Consider the following 24028-nt stretch of genomic DNA (forward strand, 5'->3'; position numbering starts at 1 on the left):
GGGTCAATCGCTATAGAATCCGGGCCATGCGCAATTCGCTGCTTGATCCCTACGAAGACCTGCCACGCGATGTCGTGGTCACCTCGAACGACTACGCAGCCGAGTCCACGTTTCCCCGCCATGCCCATCGGCGTGGGCAGTTCGCGTTCGCTGCGCGCGGCACCATCAGTGTCGCCACGCCGCAGGGGCGCTGGCTGGTTCCGCCACGGCGCGCCTGCTGGGTGCCTGCAGGCCTGGCGCATGAGATGACCATGCAGGGGCCGGTGACGATGCTCAACGCCTTTCTCTCCGCCGAGGCGGCCGACGCAGTGGCGCTGCCGGAGCACTGCCGGGTGTACGCGGTCTCTGCGCTGCTGCAGCTGCTGCTGGAGGCGGCGGTGGACCTGCCCCCGCTGTACGACGAGGACGGGCGCGCAGGCAAACTGATGCAGCTGCTGGTGGCGGAGATCGCATCGATGCCGACACTTTCCCTGCATGCACCGCTGCCCGCCGATGCACGCATTGCACGTGTCTGTCGTGTCCTGTTCGATACTCCCTCGCTGGCAGTCCGCCTCGATGACGTTGCCGCAGAAGCAGGCATGAGCCGGCGCACCTTCACGCGCTTGTTCCGCACCGATACCGGGGTGAGTTTCGCCGAGTGGCGGCAGCAGGTGTGCCTGCTGGCGGCCATCGAGCGGCTGGGACAGGGCCAGCCGGTGACGCATGTGGCATTGGACCTGGGCTATGCAAGCCCGAGCGCGTTTTCTGCGGCCTTCCGGCGTGTGCTGGGAAGTTCGCCGAGCCGGTACGCAGAGGCGTAGTACTGGGGAGGCATTCGGCTGCCGCGCGGCACTGCGCGCATGCGGCGAGCGTGGCTCGCGCCACTGGATGGCATCAGGCCGCCTTGCGGCGGCCTGATGGGTCTCACTCAACGACACGATCTCAGAAGAAGATCGCGTACAGGATCAGCAACGGAATCGGTACGCCCAGGAACCAGAGCAGAAGCGTCTTCATGGCAGGTCTCCTTGCATCGGATGCGGATTACAGGTCGCGGCGACGGCCGCCCCAGGTGGCGCTGAGGCTGGCGAAGAACGCGCCGATCAGCAGGGTGATGAACAGCCACAGCGCGGCATGCGCCGTGGCCTTGCGGGCATCGTCGGCAGCCTGCTTGGCGGTGGTCTTGGCCTTTTCCAGCGCAGCACGCATGCGGGTCTGCACGTCGGTCACACGGGCCTGCGCTTCAGCCGGGCTCATGCCGGTCTCGCGCGCGATCAGCTGCGACAGGTACTGGGTATCGGCCGGGTCCAGGCCATCCCCCTGCAGACTGTTGACGATGATGCGGTTCACTTCGGCACGGACTTCGCGGCGGTCGCCCATCGGGCCATTGCCCGGCATCGGGCGCGGCGGCGGCGGAGCCGTGCGCGCGTCACGTGGGCCAACGCTGGCGGCGGCCGGGGGCGGCGGCGGTGCGGCAGGGTCCATCGGCCCATTGCCCGGTGCTGCGCCCGCTGCCGGCGGAGCCGGAGGTGCACCGGCGGCGTCCGGGCCCGTCGTGGTGGCGTTGCGGAACAGCGAATCCACCCAGTAGTTGAGGTCGCCTTCCTGACCGCCGGCAGCCGCGGTGCCGACACCGGCAGCAGCGACGCCTGCGGTGGAGACAGCAGCGCCCGCGGTGGCACCGGCCACCTTTGCGCCGGCGCCCAGCACGCCACCGATGGCCGAGGTCAGCAGACCGGCAGTGAGCAGCGTGGCCACGGCCCACGACACGAAGCCGTGCGCGGTATCGCGGAAGTAGGTTTCATCGCCGTGGATCTGCGTCCACTTGGTGCGCAGGCGGCCTGCCAGATAGCCGCCCAGACCGGAAGCGGCCAGCGCGGTGAAGGTGAGCCACGCAACGCTGGTCCAGCCGAAGGTTTCCTTGGAAACACCCTCGAACGACCACGGCGATACCGATGACAGACCAAGGCCTACACCCAGGATGAGCAGGATGAGGGACAGTGCAGCAGCGGCAACGGCGCCGGCGAAAATGGCGCCCCAGGACACCGCGCTTTCGCTTGGCGTTGGCACAACGGGAGTGGCCACCACGGTGGCGATGTCAGGACCGAGTGGATCGCGCTCGGGCAGGTCGAAACGGGTACTCATGGGTTGGATGCTCCGTATCAGTGCTGCAGGTGCAGCTAGCGTCCTGAGGCTGCGCGAGCGCTTGTGAAGCTGGTGAGACCCTTGAATCACGCGCTCTTGGCGCGGCGAACAGCGTGCCAACCAAGGTTGGCACCTACCAAAGGCGGGGTGCCGTGGTAGATCCACGCCATGCGTGGATGGGAAAGCGTGCCAACCAAGGTTGGCACCTACCGAGGCAGGGCTGCAGTAGATCCACGCCATGCGTGGATGTTTTTTCGCGAGCGCCGAAAGCTTGCCAACCAAGGTTGGCATCTACCAGAAGCAAAAAAAAACGCCCCGCAATCGCGGGGCGCCTTCAGCACAACCTACGCGGGGCGATCAGCCCTGGTAGTCGCGCACGTCGTGACCGGTGTAGACCTGGCGCGGACGGCCGATCTTCATTTCCGGGTCGACCTGCTGTTCCAGCCAATGCGAGACCCAGCCGGAGGTACGGCCCAGGGCGAACATGACGGTGAACATTTCGGTCGGGATCTGCAGCGCCTTGTAGATGATGCCGCTGTAGAAATCGACGTTCGGGTACAGCTTGCGGGCGACGAAGTACTCGTCCTGCAGCGCGGCCTGTTCCAGCTTCACGGCCACGTCCAGCAGCGGATCCTGCACGCCCAGCTGCTTGAGCACCTTGCCGGTCATCTCGCCGATGACCTTCGCGCGCGGGTCGAAGTTCTTGTACACGCGGTGGCCGAAGCCCATCAGGCGGAAGCCGGAGGTCTTGTCCTTGGCCTTGAGCACGGCCGACTCGACGTTGTCGGCCGAACCGATTTCTTCCAGCATCTTCAGCACGGCTTCGTTGGCACCGCCGTGGGCCGGACCCCACAGCGCGGTGACGCCAGCGGCGACCGACGCGTACGGGTTGGCACCGGTCGAACCGACCAGACGCACGGTCGAGGTCGACGCGTTCTGCTCGTGGTCGGCGTGCAGGATGAACAGCAGATCCAGCGCCTTGACCACGTCCTGGTTCAGTTCGTACTTGCCATCGGCCGACTCGAAGGTCTGCTTCAGGAAGCGGCTGACGTAGTCCAGCGAGGTGTCCGGCTTGTTGGCCGGCAGGCCCTTGCCATGGCGGTAGATCAGCGCCGACAGGGTCGGCACCTTGGCAATCAGGCGCACGGCGGCCTGGCGGCGCTGTTCGGCGTCGGACAGGTCCAGCGAGGCATGGTAGATGCCCGACAGCTGCGCGATGGCGGCGGTCAGGATGGCCATCGGATGGGCATCCTTGGCGAAGCTGCCGATCAGGGTGTTGATCGACGCATCGACGTTGGCTTCGGCAGCCAGCTCGTCGGTGAAGGCCTTCAGCTGCTCGGCGCTCGGGCGCTCGCCGTTGATCAGCAGGTAGGCCACTTCGACGTAGCTCGACTTCTCCGACAGCTGCTCGATCGGGTAGCCGCGATACAGCAGCACGCCCTTGTCGCCGTCGATGTAGGTGATGGCAGACTTGCAGCTGGCCGTCGCGGTGAAACCGGAATCGTAGGTGAAATACCCCGTTTCCTTGGTCAGCTTCGCGATGTCGACGCAGTCGTTGCCGAGGGTGGGTTTGATGACGGGCAGAACGACCGACTTATCGCCGGCGTTGAGCGTGACCTGATCAAGATCGGACACTGTGTGCGCTCCTTCATGGGAAGGCGCCTGCCCAAGCGCATTGGTCAGGCACGTGAATGACGTCCTCGGCCTGTGCCGGGGATCAGGTCATTATCGCACAGCAGCATTTGCCGGGCGCTAGACAGAAGTCGTAGACGACAGGCAGCCGACACCCTGCCAGCGAGCGGCCGGGATCGGCAAACGCGTTGTCACAAGGACGCAGTGTTCCGTCCATCCAAACGCCCGTTGGGCAGGCGTCGGACAAAAACAAACGGCCGCGCAGAGCGCGGCCGTCGGTTCGAACCGGGTACGACGTATCAGCGCGCGTAGCGCTTCTGGAACTTGTCGATACGGCCCGAGGTGTCGATGACCTTGTGCTTGCCCGTGTAGAACGGATGCGAAGCCGAGGAAATTTCAACCTTCACCAGCGGGTAGTCGTTGCCGTCTTCCCACTTGATGGTTTCCTTCGTCGCCATGGTCGAGCGGGTCAGGATCTTGAAATCGGAGGTGACGTCATGGAAGACGACGTCGCGGTAGTTCGGATGGATATCGGCCTTCATGGGCTCACACCGTAAATGGGCTGGTGGTCAAGAGCGGCATTATAAGCACTGGTTGCCGCCCGGGGCAACCAGTGCGCGGGGCGAATCTCAGTCCGCGCCCAGGGCCTGGCGTACCAGGGCCTCGAAACGCCCCTGGTCGTAGGCCATCAGCAGATCACAGTTGTCCGGCTGGCCGGTCTGCCGGTTCCAGTCGACGATGGTGGCGCCACGGCTGAACGTGCCGTTCAGTTCCACATTCAGCGGCCGCGACTCGACCTGCAGCTGCCCTTCCGGGTTCAACGCCCAGGCCATGGCCAGCGCATCGGCGGTGTACCAGCGCCCGCCCTTGCTGTCTTCGGACAGGCCACGGGTCTTGCGCGAGATCAGCTCGTAGAAGCGCGCGCGATCGGAATCGGCGCCCAGCCACTGTTCGGCTTCGGTCAGCGGCAGGCCGTGGGCAACGGTGGCTTCCCAGTCCGACACCAGCAGGTGCGGGAACGCGGTGAACACCACATGCGCGGCTTCCGGATCGAAGGCGATGTTGAATTCAGCAGCGGGGGTGATGTTGCCGTGGCAGGTGACTGCACCGCCCATCACCACGATGCGCTTGATGCGCTGGGGCAGCGTCGGGTCGAGCTTCAGCGCCAGCGCCAGGTTGGTCAGCGGGCCGAGCATCACCAGCATCAGTTCGCCGGCATGTTCGTGCGACAATCGCAGGATCGCCAGCGCGGCGTGCTCGGCGGCGGCCTGGCGGCTCGGCGGCGGCAGGTCCACGTCGCCGTAGCCATCGCGGCCATGCACGTGGGCGGCGTCAACGGACGGATGCAGCAGCGGATCGGGGCTGCCGGCGAACACCGGCACGTCGGTGCGGCCGACGATGTCGCAGAGTTTGAGGGCGTTGCGGACGGTGTACTGCAGGCCTACGTTGCCGGCGGCGATGGTCAGGGCGACCACGTCATGCCGTTCATCGGCGAAGGCCATCAGCAGGGCCAGTGCGTCGTCGACACCGGGGTCGGTATCGATCAACAGCGGGATCTTCTTGGTCATCGTTGCCGTCTTCAGATCGGCAACGAAGTGTGGACCGGGAAGATGACCGTTGCAAGTATGGGGGTTCGGCAGGGCGGCGCCCTGCACCCGCAGAGGCCGGAGCAACGGCAACGGCAAAAGCTGGGATTCCTTGGGATGGCGGGGTGGGTCCGGTGGCGGGGGACGCCGTGAATACGTCCATGTAGGCTCGGTCGCGCCATCCATGGCGCTCACGACCCCGCAACCGGACCCACCCCGCCTTCGACAGTTCTCCGTGATCTGTCGGTATGGCATGGCCTGCTGTTGGTGGGTGTCGACCCTGCAGCTCTTGGTGGGTGTCGACCCTGCAGCTGTTGGTAGGTGTCGACCTTGGTCGACACGGTAGATCCACGCCATGCGTGGATGGACGCATGACCTGCTCCTGGTGGGTGTCGACCCTGCTGCTGTTGGTGGGTGTCGACCTTGGTCGACACGGTAGATCCACGCCATGCGTGGATGGATGTCGGAGGGATCGGGAAAGATGACGTAATCGGCCTGCCTTGCAGGGCCACGCTGCAATTGCAGCGTTTTCGACTTTTCCAATGATTCTCATTGAAGCGACGAGGGCTGTCGTGGACATCATGAGGGGCCATCGACAACGGATGGCACGGGCTTGCAATCCCGTTTGACTGCCTTGTTGTTTACGCTTGCCTGCCGGCGTTGCGCGCGTGTTCCTGCGTGGCGTCCGGCAGGCAATCCGTCCGTGCGTTCTATGGCGGGCGGTGCGTGGGGGCTTCGCGCCCGCCGGCGTTCTTGAGGTAGTCACCGGTATTGCAACCACTCACCGTCCGCCACCCTCACCTTCGCGTGGGTGGCCTCTTGCCTTGCGCACAAGGACTGCCGACATGACCGCATCCCGTTATCCCTTCCTGTTCGCCACGCTGGGCGATGCCGCCGCCAGCATCCCCGATGAGCTGGCGCAGGCGCTGGAAACCACCCTCGCCGCCCCCGCGACCGGCCCTACGGACGACGGCTTCACCCTGCTGGGTTGCCTCAAGCGCATCCGCCAGGACGAAGGTGCCGATGGTCAGCCGTGGCCGAGCCGCTGGCATACACCTGGCCAACGTGTGGCGCTGGCCCGCATCGACCGCGCCAATGCCGGGCTGATCCTGCTGCTGGAGATGCTGCACGCCAGTGAGCGCGTGCGCGTGGACGGCGAAGAAGTGCAGCAGATAGGCGATGACATCCGCGAAGGACTGCTGCTGGCCTGCCGTGGTTTGTCCGAATACATGGGTACGCAGTTGCCGGCCGTCTAGCAAATGCCCAGTAGATCCACGCCATGCGTGGATAGACTTTTGTGGAGTCGAGCCATGCTCGACTCACGCGCGCAGCGCGAACAGCAGCCGAGCATGGGCTCGGCTCTACCAGTCCGCGGCGGATATCCTGGCCCTTGCGGGGTCAGAGCCCTTTGCTCGGCAAGGGGATCCGCCCCCAACCGGTCAGGCCGAGGCGTAACGCACGGCGGTGCCGATCCAGCGCTGCACCACGCGATCTGCAAGCGCCGGTTGCTGCGCCAGCAGGCGTTCGGCCAACTCATGCACACCCGGCAGCAGGCCCGCATCGCGCGCAAGATCGGCGATGCGGAAACCGGCCAGACCGGTCTGGCGGGTGCCCAGCAGTTCGCCCGGACCGCGCAGTTCCAGGTCCTTCTCGGCGATGACGAAACCGTCGTTGGTCTCGCGCATGGTCTGCAGGCGTTCGCGCGCCATCTGCGAAAGCGGCGCTTGATACAGCAGCACGCAGCGCGACACCGCCGAACCACGGCCGACGCGGCCACGCAGCTGGTGCAGCTGGGCCAGGCCCAGGCGCTCGGCATTCTCGATCACCATCAGCGAGGCATTGGGCACGTCCACGCCGACTTCGATCACCGTGGTGGCCACCAGCAGGTCGATGTCACCGGCCTTGAACGCGACCATCGTCGCCAGCTTCTCGGCCGCTTTCAGCCGGCCATGCACCAGCCCCACGCGCACGCCAGGCAGCAGCGCCTGCAGCGATTCGTAGGTGGCCTGCGCGGGCGTGGCATCCAGCTCTTCGCTTTCTTCGATGAGCGTGCATACCCAATAGACCTGCCGCCCTTCCTGGCATGCAAGGGCGATGCGCTCGATCAGTTCGGGGCGACGATCATTGTTCAGTGCCACGGTCTGCACCGGCGTGCGGCCCGGCGGCAGCTCGTCGATGGCCGATACATCCAGGTCGGCGTACTCGGACATCGCCAGCGTGCGAGGAATCGGCGTGGCGGTCATCACCAGCTGGTGCGGCACGTTGTTGCCGCCCTTGCCCTTGTCGCGCAGCGCAAGCCGCTGGTGCACGCCGAAGCGGTGCTGCTCGTCGACGATGGCCAGGGCCAGATCCTGGAACACCACCGCCTCCTGCATCAGCGCGTGGGTACCCACCACCACCTGCGCTTCGCCGTTGGCGACCTGCTCCATTACCTTCGCGCGCGCCTTGCCGGTGACCTTGCCGGCCAGCCAGGCAATGCGCACGCCCAGCGGTTCCAGCCAGCCGCGCAGATTGTTGAGATGTTGTTCGGCCAGCAGTTCGGTGGGGGCAGCCAGTGCGACCTGCTTGCCCTGCTCCACCGCCAGCATCGCCGCCAACGCGGCCACTACTGTCTTGCCCGAGCCGACGTCGCCCTGCACCAGCCGCAGCATCGGGCTGGGGCGCGCGAGGTCTTCGCGGATCTGCTTGAACACGCGCGCCTGCGCACCGGTCAACGCGAATGGCAGCTGCTTGAGCAGCGCCTTGGCCAGCTTGCCGGGGCCGGCCAGCGGCGGTGCGTGATGCGCCTGCAGCGCAATGCGCTGGCGACGCAGGCTGAGGTGGTGGGCCAGCAGTTCTTCCATCGCCAGCCGGCGCTGCGCTGGGTGGGTGCCGGCAGCGAGTGCGGCCAGATCGGCATCCGGCGGCGGCTGATGCACGGTCAGCAGCGCGCTGCGCAGCGATGGCAGGCCGAGGCCATCGAGCCAGCCGGTGGGCAGCAGTTCCAGCGTGCTTTCTTCCGGCAGGCGATCAAGCGCCTGGCCGATCAGCTTGCGCATCGTCATCGGGCCGACGCCTTCGACGGTGGGATACACCGGGTCGAGGCGGTCGCCGAGATCGGGATCGTCATTGCGCCCCAGCACCTGGTAACTGGGATGGACGATCTCCAACCCCAGATGCCCGGGCTTGGGCGTGCCGAAGCAGCGCAGGCGATTGCCGACCGCGAACTGGCCGACCTGCTGCTGGCGGAAATGGAAGAAGCGCAGCACCAGGGTGCCCTGCCCTTCATCCTCCACCGCTACCTTCAGCATCGGCCGGTAGCGCATGCCGCGCTCGACGGCGATCACCCGCACTTCCACCTGCGCCGGAATGCCGTTGCGCAGGTCTTCGATGCGGGTCAGCCGGGTGCGGTCTTCATAGCGCAGCGGCAGGTGCAGCCACAGATCCTGCAGGGTGGCCAGGCCACGCGCCTGCAGCTTGGCGGCCACGGCCGGACCGACGCCGGCGAGCATCGCAAGCGATGTTTCACCGGACGGTGCCAGTGCCGGGGTGACCGCCGCCTTGCGTGCCACGTGGCGGTCAGTCGATGACCATCACCGCGTCGACCTCGAAGTTGGCGCCCTTCGGCAGGCCGGAGACTTCGATGGTGGAACGGGCCGGGAACGGGGCCTGGAAGTAGTCCTGCATCACGGCGTTGACCTTGGCGAATTCGGCCAGGTCGGTCAGGTACAGGCCCAGGCGCACGACCTTGTCCAACGAACCGCCAGCGGCTTCGGCCACGGCCTTGAGGTTGTCGAAGGCACGACGGGCCTGTGCTTCGACGTCACCCACGCCGACGATGTCGCCGGTGGCCGGGTCGAGCGGAATCTGGCCGGAGAAATACACGGTGTTGCCGGCGCGCACGGCCTGCGAGTACGGGCCGATGGCGGCCGGGGCCTTTTCGGTGTTGATGATCTGGCGGGACATGGGTCGCTCCGGTGCGTTGGGGGAAAACAGAGCGGTGATTGTACCGGGTGGGGGTGCATCCACGCATGGCGTGGATCTACCCCGCATGAACCGCGCGGCGGGCCGGCACGGCCGGAATCATCCACGCGTGGCGTGGATCTACTGGCGGCGAACCGCCTGCACGACCGACAGGCGCCTCAGGCGACGCATCACTTCAGCCAGGTGGTTGCGGTCGCGTACCTGGATGTTGAACGCCAGCACTGCGGCGTTGAAATCGCGGTCCAGGTAATCCACGCGCTCGATGTTGGAATGGCTCTGCGCGATCGCCGCAGCCAGCTGCGCGAGCACGCCGGTACCGTTCTCCACTTCCACCACCAGCGAGGTGTCGTAGTCGCCAGACACCGTGGTATCCCAGCCGATCAGCACCCAGCGCTCGGGCGACTTGCGCAGTTCGGCCAGGTTCGGGCAATCCATGCGGTGCACCACAATGCCCTTGCCGGCGGTGTGGTAGCCCATGATGTCGTCGCCCGGAATCGGCTGGCAGCAGCCGGCGAAGGTGACCACGCCGCGCTCGCTGCCGTTGATCAGGATCTTTTCCTGCGAGCTGTGGCGCGAATGCGCGCCGCCGCGCAGTTCGGCGTACGCCATCAGCGCCTGTGCGGCCTGGGTCGGCATCCAGTTGCCCAGCGCGACTTCGGCCAGCAGGGCCTCCAGGCGCGGGAAACGATGTTCGGCCAGGAACGCATCCAGGCGGCCCTTTGGCAGGCGCTCCAGCGAGCTGTCCATCGCCTCCAGCGCGCGGTCGAGCATGCGGTGGCCCAGCTGCACGGCATCTTCGTGCTCCAGCTGCTTGAGCTGGTGGCGGATGGCGGTGCGTGCCTTGCTGGTGACCACGAACTCCAGCCACTGCGGCTTGGGCGTGGCCGAGCGCGCGGTGATGATCTCCACCGACTGCCCCGACACCAGCTTGGTGCGCAGCGGCACCAGTTTCTTGTCCACGCGCGAGGCCACGGCCATGTTGCCGACATCGGTATGCACGGCATAAGCGAAGTCGAGCGCGGTGGAATTGCGCGGCAGCGCCAGGATCTTGCCCTTCGGCGTGAACAGGTAGACCTCGTCCGGGAACAGGTCGACCTTGACGTTGTCGAGGAACTCCAGCGAGGAACCGGCGGCACGCTGCGAATCAATCAGCTCGACGATCCAGGCGTGCGCGCGGCTCTGCGCGCTGTTGGGCGAGTCACCGCCGAACTTGTAGGTCCAGTGCGCCGCCACGCCGCGCTCGGCAATCAGGTCCATCTCTTCGGTGCGGATCTGCACTTCGATCGGCGAGCCATACGGGCCGAACAGCACGGTATGCAGCGACTGGTAACCGTTGGCCTTGGGGATGGCGATGAAATCGCGGAAACGCCCGTCCAGCGGTTTGAACGCGGCATGCACTGCACCCAGCGAGTGGTAGCACTGCGGCACGCCGCGCACGACCAGGCGGAAGCCGAACACGTCCATCACCTGGTCGAAGGATTTGTTCTCGTCGCGCATCTTGTTGTAGATGCTCCACGGGGTCTTGATGCGGCTGACCAGGCGGTGCTCGATGCCTTCCTTGGCCAGGCGCTGCGACAGCTGCACTTCCACCTGCGCCAGCGCCTCGCGGCGCACCACCGGCTGGCTGCGGATGTGCTTTTCCAGGATGGCATGGCGCCACGGGTACAGCGCCTTGAAGCCGAGGTTCTGCAGTTCGCTCTTGACCAGGCTCATGCCCAGCCGCTGCGCGATCGGGGCGTAGATCTCCAGCGTCTCGCGGGCGATGCGGCCGCGCGCTTCGCGGCTCTGCGCGCCCAGCGTGCGCATGTTGTGCAGGCGGTCGGCCAGCTTGATCATGATCACGCGCAGGTCGCGTGACATCGCCAGCAGCATCTTGCGGAAGCTCTCGGCAGCCGCTTCCTGGCGGTCGCGGAACTTCAGCTTGTCCAGCTTGGTGACACCGTCCACCAGCTCGGCCACCGCTTCACCGAACTCGGCCGACAGCGCCTCGCGGGTCAGCGGGGTGTCTTCGATGGTGTCGTGCAGGATCGCGGCGATCAGCGCTTCCACGTCCAGGCCGAGCTCGGCCAGCACCTGGGCCACGGCCACCGGATGGGTGATGTAGGGCTCGCCCGACTTGCGCGTCTGCCCAGCGTGCGCGGAGGCGCCGACTTCCCACGCACGGCGCAGCAGCGGCAGCTGCTCGGGCGGCAGATAGTGGGCGGCGCGTTCGAGCTGGAGGACGTAATCGGGTACGGCGGCAGCGGGGACTGCGGCGACCTTGGCAGTGGGGCCTGGGTTCATGGCCAAAGCCTATGCCAGCGCGACGTTTACGGCAAACCCTGAATGCGAAACAGCCCGCACGGGGCGGGCTGTTCGGCGTATCCAGCGATGACGTTGATCGATGCGATCAATCGTCGTTCTTGGACATGTCTTCGTCGGCGACCACTTCAGCGGCGGCCCACTCCAGCGCTTCGCGCTCGGCGCGCTCACGCTCGGCCTTCTCGACTTCGTCGATCAGCGCGTTGTCGATCTTGCGGGCAGCGATCTCGCGCAGCGCCAGCACGGTCGGCTTGTCCTCGGTCTCGCTGTTGTCCAGCGTGGCCTGCACGCCATTGGCGAGCTGACGGGCGCGCTTGGAGGCCATCATCACCAGCTCGAAACGGTTGTTAACGACTTCCAGGCAATCTTCTACGGTAATGCGGGCCATACGGGCTCCCGGCGACCGGTCGGCCGCTCAGTCGAATGAGGGAAAGGGGACGGAGTGTACTGGCAGGGGCTGGACAAAATCAAGCCAACCCCCACCGGACCCTTTAGGAATCAATCAGTTGAACTCGCATCCGGGGTCAACAGGGCCTGGATCAGGCCGGCATGGCGGACCTTCTGGGCGTCCCGGCGCAGGCGGCTGGCGGTGAAGATCGCGCACAGTTCGTCCACGGCGGTGTCGAACACTTCATTGACGATGACGTAGTCGAACTCGTTGAAGTGCAGCATTTCATCGCGGGCAGCACCCAGACGCTGGGCGATGACCGCCTCGCTGTCCTGGCCGCGCTTGCGCATGCGGTCCTGCAGGGCCTGCTTGGACGGCGGCAGGATGAACACCGTCACCGTGCCCGGCACCAGCTGGCGCACCTGCTGCGCGCCCTGCCAGTCGATCTCCAGCAGCACGTCCTGGCCGGCGTTCAGCTGTGGCTCCACCGACTGCCGGGCGGTGCCCTTCCAGTCGCCATGCACCCAGGCGTGTTCGAAGAAGTCGCCGGCGGCGATCATCTCCTCGAACTTCTCCGCGCTGACGAAGTGGTAGTGCTGGCCGTTCACTTCACCCGGGCGCATGGCCCGCGAGGTGAAGGAGATCGACAGCGCGATCTGCGGGTCGCGCGCCAGGGTGGCGTTGACGATGCTGCTCTTGCCGGCGCCGGAGGGCGCGGCAACGATGTACAGCGTGCCGCGTGCGATCGCGGCCGGGGGCGTGGAAATGCTCATTCGATGTTCTGCACCTGCTCGCGGATCTGGTCGATCAGCACCTTCAGCTCGACGGCGGCATTGGACGTGCGGCTGTCCACCGACTTCGAACCGAGCGTGTTGGCCTCGCGGTTGAACTCCTGCAGCAGGAAGTCCAGGCGGCGGCCGACCGGCTCGCGCTGCTTGAGCACACGGCGGATCTCGACGATGTGGCTGGACAGGCGGTCCAGCTCCTCGTCCACGTCCAGCTTCTGCAGCCACATCACCAGTTCCTGCTCGGCGCGGCCCGGATCCACCGGATGCGGCAGGTCGGCCAGGCGGGCGGCGAGCTTGGCGCGCTGGCCGTCGCGAATGGCTGGAATCAGCGTACGGACCTCGGCGGCGATGCGCTCGATGGCATCCACGCGCTCGGCGATGGCGGTGGCCAGCGTATTGCCTTCACGCTCGCGGGCGGCGACGAAGCCGTCCAGCACCTGGTCCAGCAGCGCCAATGCTTCAACCTGCAGGGCTGCGGCATCGGTGGCCTCGCCCTGGGTGACGCCGGGCAACTGCAGCAGGTCGGTGAAGCTGACCTGCAGGTTGGGGAAATCGGAGGTCAGCCGGTGTGCCAGCTGGCCCAGCTGGCCCAGCAGCACCTCGTTGACCTGCAGGCTGGCAGCCGATTCCGGCGCGCGCAGGCGCATCACCAGATCCAGCTTGCCACGGCTCAGCCGCGCGGAAATGCGCTCGCGCAGCTGCGGTTCCAATGCGCGCAGTTCCTCGGGCAGGCGGGTGCCCACTTCCAGGAACCGGTGGTTGACCGAGCGCAGCTCGCAGCCCAGCGTGCCCCAGGTAGTGGAACGCTCGCCGCCGGCATAGGCCGTCATGCTTCGAATCATGGATGTATCCGGTGCTTGCAAAGGGGGAATGGTACCCTAGCGGTCTCTTTTGAGCCCCTTTCCCCGCCCCGTGAAGGCCGCGGGGATGGCGGCGTACTCCCTTTCCCAACGGAACCTGCCCCATGTCCGATTTCCGCCCCAGTGGCCGTCAGCCCGATCAGCTGCGCCCGGTCGTCATCCAGCGCGGTTTCACCCGCCACGCCGAAGGTTCGGTGCTGGTCTGCTTCGGTGAAACCCGCGTGCTGTGCACGGCCAGCATCGAGAACCGGGTGCCGGGCTTCCTGCGTGGCAAGGGCGAAGGCTGGGTGACCGCCGAGTACGGCATGCTGCCGCGCGCCACCCACACCCGCAGCGACCGCGAAGCCGCACGCGGCAAGCAGGGCGGCCGCACGCTGGAGATCCAGCGCCTGATCGGCCGCAGCCTGCGTGCCTGCGTGGACCGCAACGCACTGGGCGAACGCACCATCACCCTCGATTGCGACGTGCTGCAGGCCGACGGTGGCACCCGTACTGCTGCCATCACCGGCGCCTACGTGGCCCTGGTCGATGCGGTGAACGTGCTGATGAAGCGCGGTGACATCAAGCGCAACCCGATCCTCGGCGCGGTGGCGGCGGTGTCGGTCGGCGTCTACCGCGGCACCCCGGTGCTGGACCTGGATTACGCCGAAGACAGCGACTGCGACACCGACATGAACGTGGTGATGAACGATGGCGGCGGTTTCATCGAACTGCAGGGCACCGCTGAAGGCCATGCCTTCCGCCGTGACGAGCTGGATGCGCTGCTGGGCCTGGCCGAGAAGGGCGTGACCGAGCTGCTGGCCGCACAGCAGGCAGCGCTGTCAGCATGAACCGGCGCATTGCCCTGACCACCCTGGTGGTGGCCGACTATGACGAAGCGATTGCCTGGTACACCGGCAAGCTCGGCTTCCAGCTGCTGGACGACATCGACCAGGGCAGCAAGCGCTGGGTAGTGGTCGGCCCCACCGACGGCAGCGCCGCCGCCCTGCTGCTGGCCCGCGCCAGCAACGACGACCAGCGCAGCCGCATCGGCAACCAGACCGGCGGCCGCGTCGGCTTCTTCCTCAACACCGATGACTTCCGCCGCGACCACGCGGCGATGCTGGCCGCCGGTGTCGAATTCCTGGAAGAGCCGCGCGAAGAACCCTACGCCACCGTCGCGGTGTTCCGCGACCTGTACGGCAACACCTGGGACCTGTTGGAGCCCCGCTGATGAAGAAGCTTGTCCTGGCCAGCCACAACGCTGGCAAGCTGGTGGAAATGCAGGAAATCCTCGCCGACCTGCCGCTGCAGATCACTTCGGCCGCCGAACTGGGCCTGGGCGATGTGGAAGAGACCGGCCTGACCTTCGTCGAGAATGCGCTGCTGAAGGCGCGCGCCGCCTGCGAAGCAACCGGCCTGCCGGCGCTGGCCGATGATTCGGGGCTGATCGTCGACGCCCTCGGCGGTGCGCCGGGTCTGTACAGCGCGCGCTATGCGGGCCATCCGACCAATGCAGCGGCCAACAACGCCAAGCTGCTGGAAGCGATGGCCGACATCGCTGATGGCCAGCGCAGCGCCCGCTTCTATGCGGTGATCGTGCTGCTGCGGCACGCCACCGACCCGCAGCCGCTGATCTGCGAAGGCCGCTGGGAAGGGCAGATCATCCGCGAACTGCGCGGCAGCAACGGCTTCGGCTACAACCCGGTGTTCCTGGATACTGCCCACGGCCTGACCGCTGCGGAAATGGAACCGGCGTTGAAGAATGCCATCAGCCATCGTGCCATCGCCCTGCAGCAGCTCAAGCAGCAGCTCGCGGCCTGGCTCTGACACCCCACCCGATCAACACAGGGAAGCCGGCCCGCGGCCGGCACTACCGATGACTGCCATGCCGCACGACCACGACCACGATCACTGCAACCACCTGCCCGGCGAGTCCTGCGACCACGACACCCCGCCACGTCTGGTGCCGCCGCCGCTGGCGCTGTACGTGCATCTGCCGTGGTGCGTGCGCAAATGCCCGTACTGCGATTTCAACTCGCACCAGGCAAAGGGCGAACTGCCCTTCGATGCCTACATTGATGCGCTGGTGCGCGACCTCGACCAGGACCTGCCGCTGGTCTGGGGCCGGGTGGTCAGCAGCGTGTTCTTCGGTGGCGGCACGCCCAGCCTGTTCCCGCCGGAAGCCATCGACCGCTTCCTGCAGCAGGCCAGCGCGCGTCTGCGCTTCGCGCCCAATGCCGAGATCACCCTGGAAACCAACCCGGGCACCGCCGAGCACGGCCGCTTCGACCGCTACCGTGCGGCCGGGGTGAACCGCCTCAGCTTCGGCATCCAGAGTTTCGATGATGCGATGCTCAAGCGCCTGGGCCGCATCCACGACAGTGGCGAGGCCGAGCGCGCGGTGAAGATGGCGCAGGACGCGGGCTACGACAATTTCAACATCGACCTGATGTACGCCCTGCCGGAGCAGACCCTGGCCGGTGCCGAGGCCGACCTGGAACGCGCGTTCGCGTTGCAGCCGACCCACATCTCGCACTACCAGCTGACCCTGGAACCGAACACCGTGTTCTTCGCGCGGCCACCGCAGGGCATCCCCGATGAAGACAATGCCTGGGACATGCAGGAACACTGCCAGGCGCTGCTGGCGCAGGCCGGTTTCGGCCAGTACGAGGTGAGTGCCTACGCCCGCCCCGGCCGGCAGAGCGCGCACAACCTGAACTACTGGCGTTTCGGTGACTACCTCGGCATTGGCGCCGGCGCACACGGCAAGATCAGTTCCGGCGCCGAGGAGCACGTGCTGCGGCGCTGGAAGCACAAGCACCCGCAGACGTTCATGGATACCGCAGGCACCGCCGCATCGTTCGGTGGCGACGAGGTGATCGCCGCTGATCGCCTGCCGTTCGAGTACATGCTCAACCTGCTGCGCCTGCACGAAGGCTTCAGCCTGCGCGACTTCGAATCGCGGACCGGCCTGGCCCGCAGCGTGCTGGACGTTCCATTGGCCGAAGCGGTGCAGCGCGGTTGGCTGCTGGTGGCGGACGGGTACGTGCAACCGACCGAGCTCGGCCGGCGCTTCACCAACGATGTGGTCAGCCTGTTCCTGGAAGATTGATCTGCCTGCCGCGCGGCCATGGAAGGCCGCGCTGAATGAATCTGCGGCTAAAGTAGCGCCGTCACCGGCCGACACGGTAGATTCCAAGTTCGATACGCGGGAATCCGGATCCCCTCGCCGATGTCTGCTGTCTTCTCTCTTTCCAGTGCCGACACTGCCCGCCTGGCCGCGGCCGACCTGCCGCCGCGTGTACGCGAGCTGCTGGGCGCGTTGATCGGCCTGTGCCACCAGGCCCTGACGGCACCGCTCATCCTCACCGTGGAAGCGCTGGAGCAGACCCTGCTGCATGACGCCGACCATGCCCGCAACCCGCAACAGCAGGCTGACCTGCTGGGCCAACGCGGGCAGCTGCATGCGTTCGCCGGTCACTTCAGCGACCGCATGCTCGATGCACTGGCTGATGCGCTTGCGCGGCTGCGGGAACCGGTCACCCCGGTCGTGACCGCCGCCACCCCTCCGCCATTGCCCGGCATGCTCGGGTTGACCCTGGTAGCCGAGCATGAGGTCGACCGCGACCTGCTGCTGACCGAAATGGTGCGCCGGGAAACGCTGCGTTCGGCCAACGCCTTGAACCTGCTCGGCCAGCGTCTGGGTGTTGTAGCCGGCGCGCCGGCCTTTGAAGCCGATACCCTGCCCCTGGCACCGCAGGCCCTGTGCGCAATGGTGCGCAAGCTGGCCGAACAGGATGCCCTCAGCGCCGACGTGCAGATGGCGCTGTACCGCAGTTTCGAGCGGCAGGTACTGGAACGGCTGGGCAATGTGCTGGACCGTGCCAATGCGTTGCTGGCGCAGCACGGCATCCTGCCAGGCCTGGTCTACACCCCATACCTGGCGCGTTCTTCCAGCACCCGCCGGATCATCACCCAGTCGGTCGGCAGCGGCCGCAGCGGACGCCCGTCACCGCGCGTGCCCACGCCGATGACCGGCTGGGGTGGCTCGGCACCGGCCGGCTCATGGTCGACATTGATGCAGGACGCCTTCGCCGATGCGGCTGCGCCCGGCGCCTCGGCCGGGCTGACGGTACCGGCCAGCAGCGTGCTGCATGAAATGCTGCAACGGGCGCGGCCGACCCCGCAACCAGCGGCCGATCCCGCTGCCCTGCCCAGTGCAGCGGTTGATGCCGTGCTGGCGCGCCTGCAGGGCCAGGCCAGCGCCGCCAGCGCCATGACCGATCTGCAGGCCGCCGTGGTCGCCCAGCTGCGCAGCGAACATGGCGCGCAGGCCAGCCTTGGCAGCCACGATCGTGACAATCTTGATCTGCTGCGCCTGCTGCTGCAGCAGGTACAGCAGCAGCAACGTCCGGACCCGGTGCCGGCCGCGCTGCTCGCGCGCCTGCAGGTACCACTGGCGCGCGCAGCGATGGCCGATCCCGGGTTCTTCGTTCGCGACGAACACCCGGCACGCGAACTGCTCAACCATGTCGCTGAAGCCGGCGCCAGCTGGCTCGGCGATGACGATGTCGATCCGCAGCTGCTGCAACGGCTGGCGCAGAGCGTGCAGGGCCTGCTCGGCCAGGATGCGCGCACGCCCGAGGCCTTTGCCGCCGCCAACGAAGAGATACAACAGCACCAGCGTGCCGCCGCGCACCGCGCCGAACTGGCCGAGCGCCGTCACGTGGAAGCCGCACGCGGCAAGGAACGGCTGGAACTTGCGCGACGCCAGGCCAATGCGCAGATCGACCAGTGCTGCGACACGCAGGAACCGCCACGCTTCGTGCAGACACTGCTGCGCCAGGCCTGGGCGGACGCGTTGACGCTGACCCGCCTGCGCCACGGTGATGATTCGCCGCAATGGCAGGAGCGCCTGCAGCAGACCGAACGCATCGCTGCGATCACTGCCGAGGCCGCCAGCGAAAGCAGCGTGACCGATGCTCCGCTGGCCGCCGAGGTTGAATCGGCCCTGCTGCAGGTCGGCTACCACGCAGAGGAAGCCGCAGCCGTCGCGCGCCGCCTGTCCACACCCGGTGGCGAAGATGAAAGCACCTCACGCACCGAACTCAGCGCGCGCCTGAAGGCGCATGCGCGTCTGGGCGAACACGCAGGCGCACAACCCTTGGCAAGCGATTCCGCACCGCGCAGCGAGGCCGAGGAGGCCTGCTACCAGCAGTTGTGCGCGCTGCCCTTCGGCAGCTGGTTCGATATCGATGACGGCGAAGGCACTCTGCGTCGCCAGCGCCTGTCCTGGTACAGCCTGCTGACTGGCCATGTGCTGTTCGTCAACGCGCGTGGGCAGAAGATCGGCGAAACCACCCTGGATACGTTGGCCCGGCAGATGAGCGCCGGACGCGCGCAGCTGGTCACCGAAGACAAAGGCCGTCTGGTCGACCGCGCCTGGCAGGCCAGCCTGAGCGCACTGCGCACGCTCGCCGGACGTCGCCCACAGGAGCCCAACGCATGAGTACGCAACCGCCCCTTGATACCCGCCGCGCGCCGCGACGGCAGGTCTCCGACCTGGTACCGGTGACCGACCAGATGCGCGACTGCGTGGTTGGACGCCTGGGCAACGTATCCGAGACCGGCATGCTGATGCTGGCCAGCGCCGCGCTGCGCGACGATGCGCTGTATCAGTTGCGTTTCCCGTTGCCGTTGGCCGATGGTCGCAGCGAGGTGATCGATGTCGGCGTACACCTGCTGTGGAGCGAACCGGCGCATGCGCCCGGCCAGAGCTGGGCAGGCTTCCGCTTCCTGACCCTGTCACGCGAGCATCGGCAGCAACTACGCCTGTGGATCGGCGAAGACAGCGACGAGGCACCGGTTTCGACGGGCTGAGTGCCGGTTCCGGCACAGCGGAGTGCGTCGGTATCCGGCAGAATCTAGGGCCGTTTTCCGTGTCGAGCCACCGCAATGATCCAGCAAGACCCCGGCGCCCTGTATCCCGACCACCTGGCCGTGCTGTGCCGACGCGCCGAGCAGGCGCTGGCACGCGGCGGCTTCGACCACCTGGTGGTGCCCAGCGGCACCCTGCACTACCAGGTCTTCGACGACCGTGACTACCCGTACGCGGTCAACCCGCAGTTCAAGGCCTGGCTGCCGCTGACCCGGGTGCCCAACAGCTGGATCGTGTTCACCCCGGGCAAGCGTCCGGCGGTGATCTTCCACCAGCCGTTCGACTACTGGCATGTAGTGCCGGATGCACCGAGCGGCTGGTGGGTCGAGCACTTCGACATCCACATCATCCGCACGCCCGAGGAAGCGCTGGCACTGCTGCCGTCCGACCCGGCGCGCTGCGCGATCCTGGGTGAATCGCAGAGCGCGCTGGGCGCGTATGTGCCGAACAACCCGGCGCCGGTGGTGAACTACCTGGAATGGCATCGCGGCAGCAAGACGCCCTATGAAATCGCACTGATGCGCCAGGCGCAGGTGCTGGGCGTGCGCGGCCATCGCGCAGCCGAAGCGGCGTTCCGCAATGGCGCCGACGAGTTCAGCATCCACATGGCGTACTGCCAGGCCGTGGGCCAGGACGCCACTGAACTGCCGTACGGCAACATCGTGGCCCTGAACGAACATGCGGCAGTGCTGCATTACACCGAACTGGGCCGCAAGGCACCGCAGCCGCTGCGCAGCTTCCTGATCGACGCCGGCGCCAGCGCGCATGGTTATGCCAGCGACATCACCCGCACCTACGCCGCCGCCGGCCATGACGAGTTCGCGGCAATGATCGAAGCCGTCGATGCCGCGCAGCAGACAATGTGCGCAGCGGTGCGCCCGGGCTTCGACTACAAGCAGCTGCATGTTGATGCGCATCTGTCGCTGATGGGCGTGCTGAAGGACTTCGGCGTGATCAAGGTGTCGCCGCAGACTGCGCTGGAAACCGGCGTCAGCGCCGCGTTCTTCCCGCATGGCATCGGTCACCTGATCGGCCTGCAGGTGCACGACGTGGCGGGTTTCGCTGCCAGTGACGAAGGCGGACGCATCGAGCGCCCAGCGGGTCATCCGTACCTGCGCCTGACCCGCGTACTGGAACCGGGCATGGTGGTGACGATCGAGCCGGGCCTGTACTTCATCGACATGCTGTTGAACGAAGTGAAGGCTGCCGGCCATGGCGATGCGATCAACTGGGATCGCGTGGACTTCTTCCGTCCGTACGGCGGCATCCGCATCGAAGACGAAGTGCTGTGCACTGATGGCGAGGCGGACAATCTGACGCGGCCGGTGTTTGCGGCGGCGAACGGCTGAGCCCCTCGTGGTTGGTCGCCTAGATCAAAAGCCGCGCTTGGCGGGACGGGCTGGATTCGCGGGGGACGCCGTGAATCCATCCCTGGAGGCTTGGCCGCGGCATCCATGCCGCGGACACCCCCGCGAACCCAACCCGCCCCGCCTCTGACAGTTTCCGTGTGCGGCCAGCCACGGAAGAAAGAAAGAAAAGCAAAAGCGGGTCGCTCGCTGCGCTCGCTCTGTGTCGACCAAGGTCGACACCTACCAACGGCCGCGCGTCCCAACAACCGCCGTTACCAACAGCCACGCGAACCTGTCGAAGGCGGGGTACTGTGGGTTTGCGGGGTGTGAGCCGCATGGATGCGGCGACCAAGCCTACAAGGACGTACTTGCGGCGTCCCCGCAAACCCACAGTACCCCGCCATCCCACGGAATGCCGCTGTTGCTGTTGCTGTTGCTGTTGCTTCGGCTGTTGCCTCTGCAGGTGCAGGGCTGCAAGCCCTGCCGAAACCCCTCTTACCCCACCATCAACGCTTCGATCTCGTCGGCGCTGCGTTCCAGGCCTTCGGTCAACACCCGATGCCCGTCGTCAGTAATCAGTACGTCATCTTCGGTACGGATGCCGATGCCGCGCCAGCGCGGTTCCACCGTCGTGTCGTCCACGCCGATGTACAGCCCCGGCTCGATGGTGAAGGCCATGCCCGGCTCCAGCAGGCGCGAATCGCCGGCCAGGCGGTAGTCGCCTACGTCGTGCACATCCAGCCCGATCCAGTGCCCGGTCTTGTGCCGGTAGAAACGCTGGTACAACCCTTCGGCAAGATTCTTTTCCAGCGTGCCCTTCAACAGGCCCAGCTGCAGCAACCCCTCGGTGAGGGTCTGCACCGCCGCCAGATGGCCCATTTCGTACGCTACGCCCGGTTTGGCCTGGGCCAGTGCCGCCGCCTGCGCCGCGCCCACCAGATCATGCAGCGCGCGCTGCTCGGCGCTGAAACGCCCATTGACCGGGAACGTACGGGTGATGTCGCTGGCATAGCCGCGGAACTCGGCACCGGCGTCGATCAACACCAGTTCGCCGTCGCGCGAACGCGCGTTGTTGTCGCGGTAATGCAGGATGCAGGCGTTGCGGCCGGCACCGATGATGCTGCAGTACGCAGGCACCGCGTCGTTGGCGCGGAACACCCGCTCCAGTTCGGCCTGCAGTTCGTACTCGTGGATGCCGGCCTTCGCGGCCTGCATGGCGACACGATGTGCCAGCACGCTGATGTCGGCCGCGCGCTGCATCAACGCCACCTCGGCACCGGACTTGAACAACCGCTGCTCGTGCAGCAGATGGCCCAGTTCCAGGAACTCATGCGGCGGCTGCGCACCGTGACGCACCTGCGAACGTACGCGGTTCACCCAGCCGATCAGCTTCAGGTCGAAATCCGCATCGCGGCCGAAGTGGTAGTACACCCGCGACCGCCCTTCCAGCAGGCCCGGCAGGATGTCGTCCAGATCGGTGATCGGGTACGCATCGTCCATCGCGTACTGCGCCACGGCGCCTTCCTGGCCGGCGCGACCGCCATCCCAGGCTTCGCGCTCGGGATCGCGCTCGCGGCAGAACAGGATGGCTTCGCCGTGGCGGCGACCGGGAATCAGCACCAGTACCGCTTCCGGCTCCGGGAAGCCGGTCAGGTACTGGAAATCCGAATCCTGCCGGTACGGATAGTGGGTATCGAGGCTGCGCACCTTCTCCGATGCCGCCGGCAGCACCAGGATTGCGTCTTCGCCCGCCATATCCATCAACTGGCGCCGGCGACGCTTGTACTCGCCGGCAGCGATGCCGGTGCGCTGCTTGATATCCATCAGTTCAGGCGCTGCCGATGGCGCGCGGCCAGCACCACGTCACCGTGCAGCAGCAGCACCGCCACCCGGATGAACTCTTCGATCTCCGACAGGGCTTCGTCGTCATCGTCACCGCCGGCTTCGAAGTCCTCGCTCGAGGCACGGGCCAGGCTGGCCAGGTCGTTCAGTGCTTCCTCGCCTTCTTCGGACAGGGTCGGCCGGTGGCCGCCACTGCCCAGGCCGAAGCCGCCCAGGAAAGAACGGGTCCAGCTGAACATGGCGTCCGCCTGCGCGGCCACGTCGCTGCTGTCGGTCAACAGCAGCTCGAAGGCGAAGTCACGGTCTTCCAGCTGCTTGATGGTGGCTTCCAGCAGCTGCGCCAGCGCACTGTCGGCAGCTACCTGCGGCAGATTGTCGTCGGCCAGCACGCGCGCCGGCCAGTCATTGCCGGGGGCACCGCCAGCGGCCAGCCAGCCGCACAGCCCGCCATGCAGCTCGGCAGCAGTGGCGCCCAGGCCCAGTTCCTGGCTGGCGCGGGTAACGTCGTCGACGGAGGGAAGTTCGGTCATCGTGCGGCTCGTTCGGAAGGGAAACTGCGGAGCGCGCACGCGCGCGCCCGTGAGCCGGGTAGTGTAGCAATCTGTCCGCCTGCTCTCCGTAGCCGCCGGGGCCTGCTGCGACAGTGCTTGACCGCCCTGACCCGGCTTGCCTATCGTGCGGGCATGGAACCCGCCGATCCCCTTGCCCAGCTGCAGGCCTTCGCCGCCCGTGTGGAGGCGTTGCTCGACCGCAACCAGCGGCTGGCCGAGGAGAACCGCAGCCTGCGCCACCAGCAGGAACAGCTGGTGGCCGAGCGCTCGACGCTGCTGGCCAAGAACGAGCAGGCGCGTTCGCGGGTGGAAGCGATGATCACCCGGCTCAAATCCCTGGAGCAGCACACATGAGTGCCGAACCGGTCAGCGTCCGCATCCTCGACCGTGAATACACGGTCGGCGTCGGTGGCGATGAACGCGACAGCCTGATGGCGGCCGCCCGCCTGCTGGATGCGCGCATGCGCGAGATCCGTGGCAGCAACCGGATGGCCGCCGTCGACCGCATCGCGGTGCTGGCAGCGCTCAATCTGGCGCACGAGCTGCAGCTGCTGCGCGACGAGAACGCCCGCCAGGCGGTGGCCCTGCAGCAGACCCTGGCCGACCTGAACCGGCGTCTGGACCGGGCAATCGACAGCAGCACGTGAGAAAGGCGCGGAATGCGCCTTCTCTTTTCTGAATTGGCACGCACTGTTGCCGACGAACGGCCTATCCAGATCCTGCGTGC

23 protein-coding genes are annotated in these 24028 nt (G+C 66.7%); 11 read left to right on the forward strand and 12 right to left on the reverse strand.

Annotated elements, in window-relative coordinates; genetic code table 11:
• The first annotated feature begins 26 nt into the window (after positions 1-26).
• Complete coding sequence (locus tag HFK18_RS08720; protein ID WP_180165825.1) at positions 27-800, forward strand: helix-turn-helix transcriptional regulator; 774 nt, start codon at positions 27-29, stop codon at positions 798-800.
• 220 nt (positions 801-1020) lie between these two features.
• On the opposite strand, the gene HFK18_RS08725 is transcribed toward HFK18_RS08720, so the two are convergent.
• The 4 genes from HFK18_RS08725 to HFK18_RS08740 form a co-directional block, all read right to left on the reverse strand.
• Positions 1021-2121 (reverse strand): hypothetical protein, encoded by a 1101-nt coding sequence (locus HFK18_RS08725; protein ID WP_180165826.1) that lies wholly within the window; start codon positions 2119-2121, stop codon positions 1021-1023.
• Positions 2122-2478: 357 nt separating this feature from the next.
• Positions 2479-3756, reverse strand: coding sequence for a citrate synthase (locus HFK18_RS08730; RefSeq protein WP_033831906.1), 1278 nt, complete (start codon positions 3754-3756; stop codon positions 2479-2481).
• 296 nt (positions 3757-4052) lie between these two features.
• Positions 4053-4295 (reverse strand): type B 50S ribosomal protein L31, encoded by a 243-nt coding sequence (locus HFK18_RS08735; protein ID WP_010484049.1) that lies wholly within the window; start codon positions 4293-4295, stop codon positions 4053-4055.
• 87 nt (positions 4296-4382) lie between these two features.
• Positions 4383-5321, reverse strand: coding sequence for a nucleoside hydrolase (locus tag HFK18_RS08740; RefSeq protein ID WP_180165828.1), 939 nt, complete (start codon positions 5319-5321; stop codon positions 4383-4385).
• 863 nt (positions 5322-6184) lie between these two features.
• Between HFK18_RS08740 and HFK18_RS08745 the strand changes: the two genes are divergently transcribed.
• The gene (locus HFK18_RS08745; RefSeq protein ID WP_180165830.1) at positions 6185-6595 is read left to right on the forward strand and encodes a hypothetical protein; all 411 of its coding nucleotides are present in this window, start codon (positions 6185-6187) and stop codon (positions 6593-6595) included.
• 183 nt (positions 6596-6778) lie between these two features.
• On the opposite strand, the gene recG is transcribed toward HFK18_RS08745, so the two are convergent.
• From recG to HFK18_RS08775, 6 genes are all read right to left on the reverse strand, one after another.
• Positions 6779-8890 (reverse strand): ATP-dependent DNA helicase RecG, encoded by a 2112-nt coding sequence (gene recG / locus HFK18_RS08750; protein ID WP_180165832.1) that lies wholly within the window; start codon positions 8888-8890, stop codon positions 6779-6781.
• Between the two features lie 7 nt (positions 8891-8897).
• Positions 8898-9284 carry a RidA family protein gene (locus tag HFK18_RS08755; RefSeq protein WP_025874214.1) on the reverse strand — a complete coding sequence of 129 codons (387 nt, stop codon included), beginning with the start codon at positions 9282-9284 and terminating at the stop codon, positions 8898-8900.
• Between the two features lie 138 nt (positions 9285-9422).
• Entirely contained in the window at positions 9423-11585 is a 2163-nt protein-coding gene (locus HFK18_RS08760; RefSeq protein ID WP_025874213.1) for a bifunctional (p)ppGpp synthetase/guanosine-3',5'-bis(diphosphate) 3'-pyrophosphohydrolase, read from the reverse strand.
• Between the two features lie 106 nt (positions 11586-11691).
• On the reverse strand, positions 11692-11991 hold the full coding sequence (rpoZ, locus tag HFK18_RS08765; RefSeq protein ID WP_005410877.1) for a DNA-directed RNA polymerase subunit omega: 300 nt from the start codon (positions 11989-11991) through the stop codon (positions 11692-11694).
• A gap of 110 nt (positions 11992-12101) precedes the next feature.
• Complete coding sequence (gene gmk, locus HFK18_RS08770) at positions 12102-12764, reverse strand: guanylate kinase (protein WP_033831917.1); 663 nt, start codon at positions 12762-12764, stop codon at positions 12102-12104.
• On the reverse strand, positions 12761-13621 hold the full coding sequence (locus tag HFK18_RS08775; RefSeq protein ID WP_180165834.1) for a YicC/YloC family endoribonuclease: 861 nt from the start codon (positions 13619-13621) through the stop codon (positions 12761-12763). Before HFK18_RS08775 ends, gmk begins: the two co-directional genes overlap by 4 nt.
• Positions 13622-13743: 122 nt before the next feature.
• On the opposite strand from HFK18_RS08775, the gene rph reads away from it, so the two are divergent.
• From rph to pepQ, 7 genes are all read left to right on the forward strand, one after another.
• Positions 13744-14469, forward strand: a complete 726-nt coding sequence (gene rph, locus HFK18_RS08780; protein WP_025874210.1) for a ribonuclease PH — start codon at positions 13744-13746, stop codon at positions 14467-14469.
• Positions 14466-14852, forward strand: a complete 387-nt coding sequence (locus tag HFK18_RS08785; RefSeq protein ID WP_180165836.1) for a VOC family protein — start codon at positions 14466-14468, stop codon at positions 14850-14852. Before rph ends, HFK18_RS08785 begins: the two co-directional genes overlap by 4 nt.
• On the forward strand, positions 14852-15448 hold the full coding sequence (gene rdgB / locus HFK18_RS08790) for an RdgB/HAM1 family non-canonical purine NTP pyrophosphatase (protein ID WP_180165838.1): 597 nt from the start codon (positions 14852-14854) through the stop codon (positions 15446-15448). Before HFK18_RS08785 ends, rdgB begins: the two co-directional genes overlap by 1 nt.
• A 58-nt stretch (positions 15449-15506) precedes the next feature.
• Positions 15507-16733 (forward strand): radical SAM family heme chaperone HemW, encoded by a 1227-nt coding sequence (gene hemW, locus HFK18_RS08795; protein WP_257216121.1) that lies wholly within the window; start codon positions 15507-15509, stop codon positions 16731-16733.
• A 120-nt stretch (positions 16734-16853) separates the two neighbouring features.
• Positions 16854-19130 carry a DUF1631 family protein gene (locus HFK18_RS08800; RefSeq protein ID WP_180165840.1) on the forward strand — a complete coding sequence of 759 codons (2277 nt, stop codon included), beginning with the start codon at positions 16854-16856 and terminating at the stop codon, positions 19128-19130.
• Positions 19127-19501, forward strand: coding sequence for a PilZ domain-containing protein (locus HFK18_RS08805; RefSeq protein WP_180165841.1), 375 nt, complete (start codon positions 19127-19129; stop codon positions 19499-19501). The genes HFK18_RS08800 and HFK18_RS08805 overlap by 4 nt, the downstream gene beginning before the upstream one ends.
• Positions 19502-19576: 75 nt before the next feature.
• A complete protein-coding gene (gene pepQ / locus HFK18_RS08810; protein WP_180165843.1) occupies positions 19577-20908 on the forward strand; it encodes a Xaa-Pro dipeptidase in 1332 nt (443 codons plus the stop codon).
• Between the two features lie 495 nt (positions 20909-21403).
• Here the strand turns inward: pepQ and HFK18_RS08815 are convergent, their stop codons facing one another.
• Together HFK18_RS08815 and HFK18_RS08820 are read right to left on the reverse strand one after the other, a co-directional pair.
• Entirely contained in the window at positions 21404-22732 is a 1329-nt protein-coding gene (locus HFK18_RS08815; RefSeq protein ID WP_180165845.1) for an aminopeptidase P N-terminal domain-containing protein, read from the reverse strand.
• Positions 22732-23280 carry a YecA family protein gene (locus HFK18_RS08820; protein WP_089236676.1) on the reverse strand — a complete coding sequence of 183 codons (549 nt, stop codon included), beginning with the start codon at positions 23278-23280 and terminating at the stop codon, positions 22732-22734. The genes HFK18_RS08815 and HFK18_RS08820 overlap by 1 nt, the downstream gene beginning before the upstream one ends.
• Before the next feature lie 153 nt (positions 23281-23433).
• On the opposite strand from HFK18_RS08820, the gene HFK18_RS08825 reads away from it, so the two are divergent.
• Positions 23434-23655, forward strand: a complete 222-nt coding sequence (locus tag HFK18_RS08825) for a TIGR02449 family protein (RefSeq protein WP_025874200.1) — start codon at positions 23434-23436, stop codon at positions 23653-23655.
• Positions 23652-23948 carry a cell division protein ZapA gene (locus HFK18_RS08830; RefSeq protein ID WP_025874199.1) on the forward strand — a complete coding sequence of 99 codons (297 nt, stop codon included), beginning with the start codon at positions 23652-23654 and terminating at the stop codon, positions 23946-23948. The genes HFK18_RS08825 and HFK18_RS08830 overlap by 4 nt, the downstream gene beginning before the upstream one ends.
• Positions 23949-24028 lie beyond the last annotated feature (80 nt).

The sequence above is a fragment of the Stenotrophomonas sp. SbOxS2 genome (assembly GCF_013416715.1).
GTDB lineage: Bacteria > Pseudomonadota > Gammaproteobacteria > Xanthomonadales > Xanthomonadaceae > Stenotrophomonas > Stenotrophomonas lactitubi.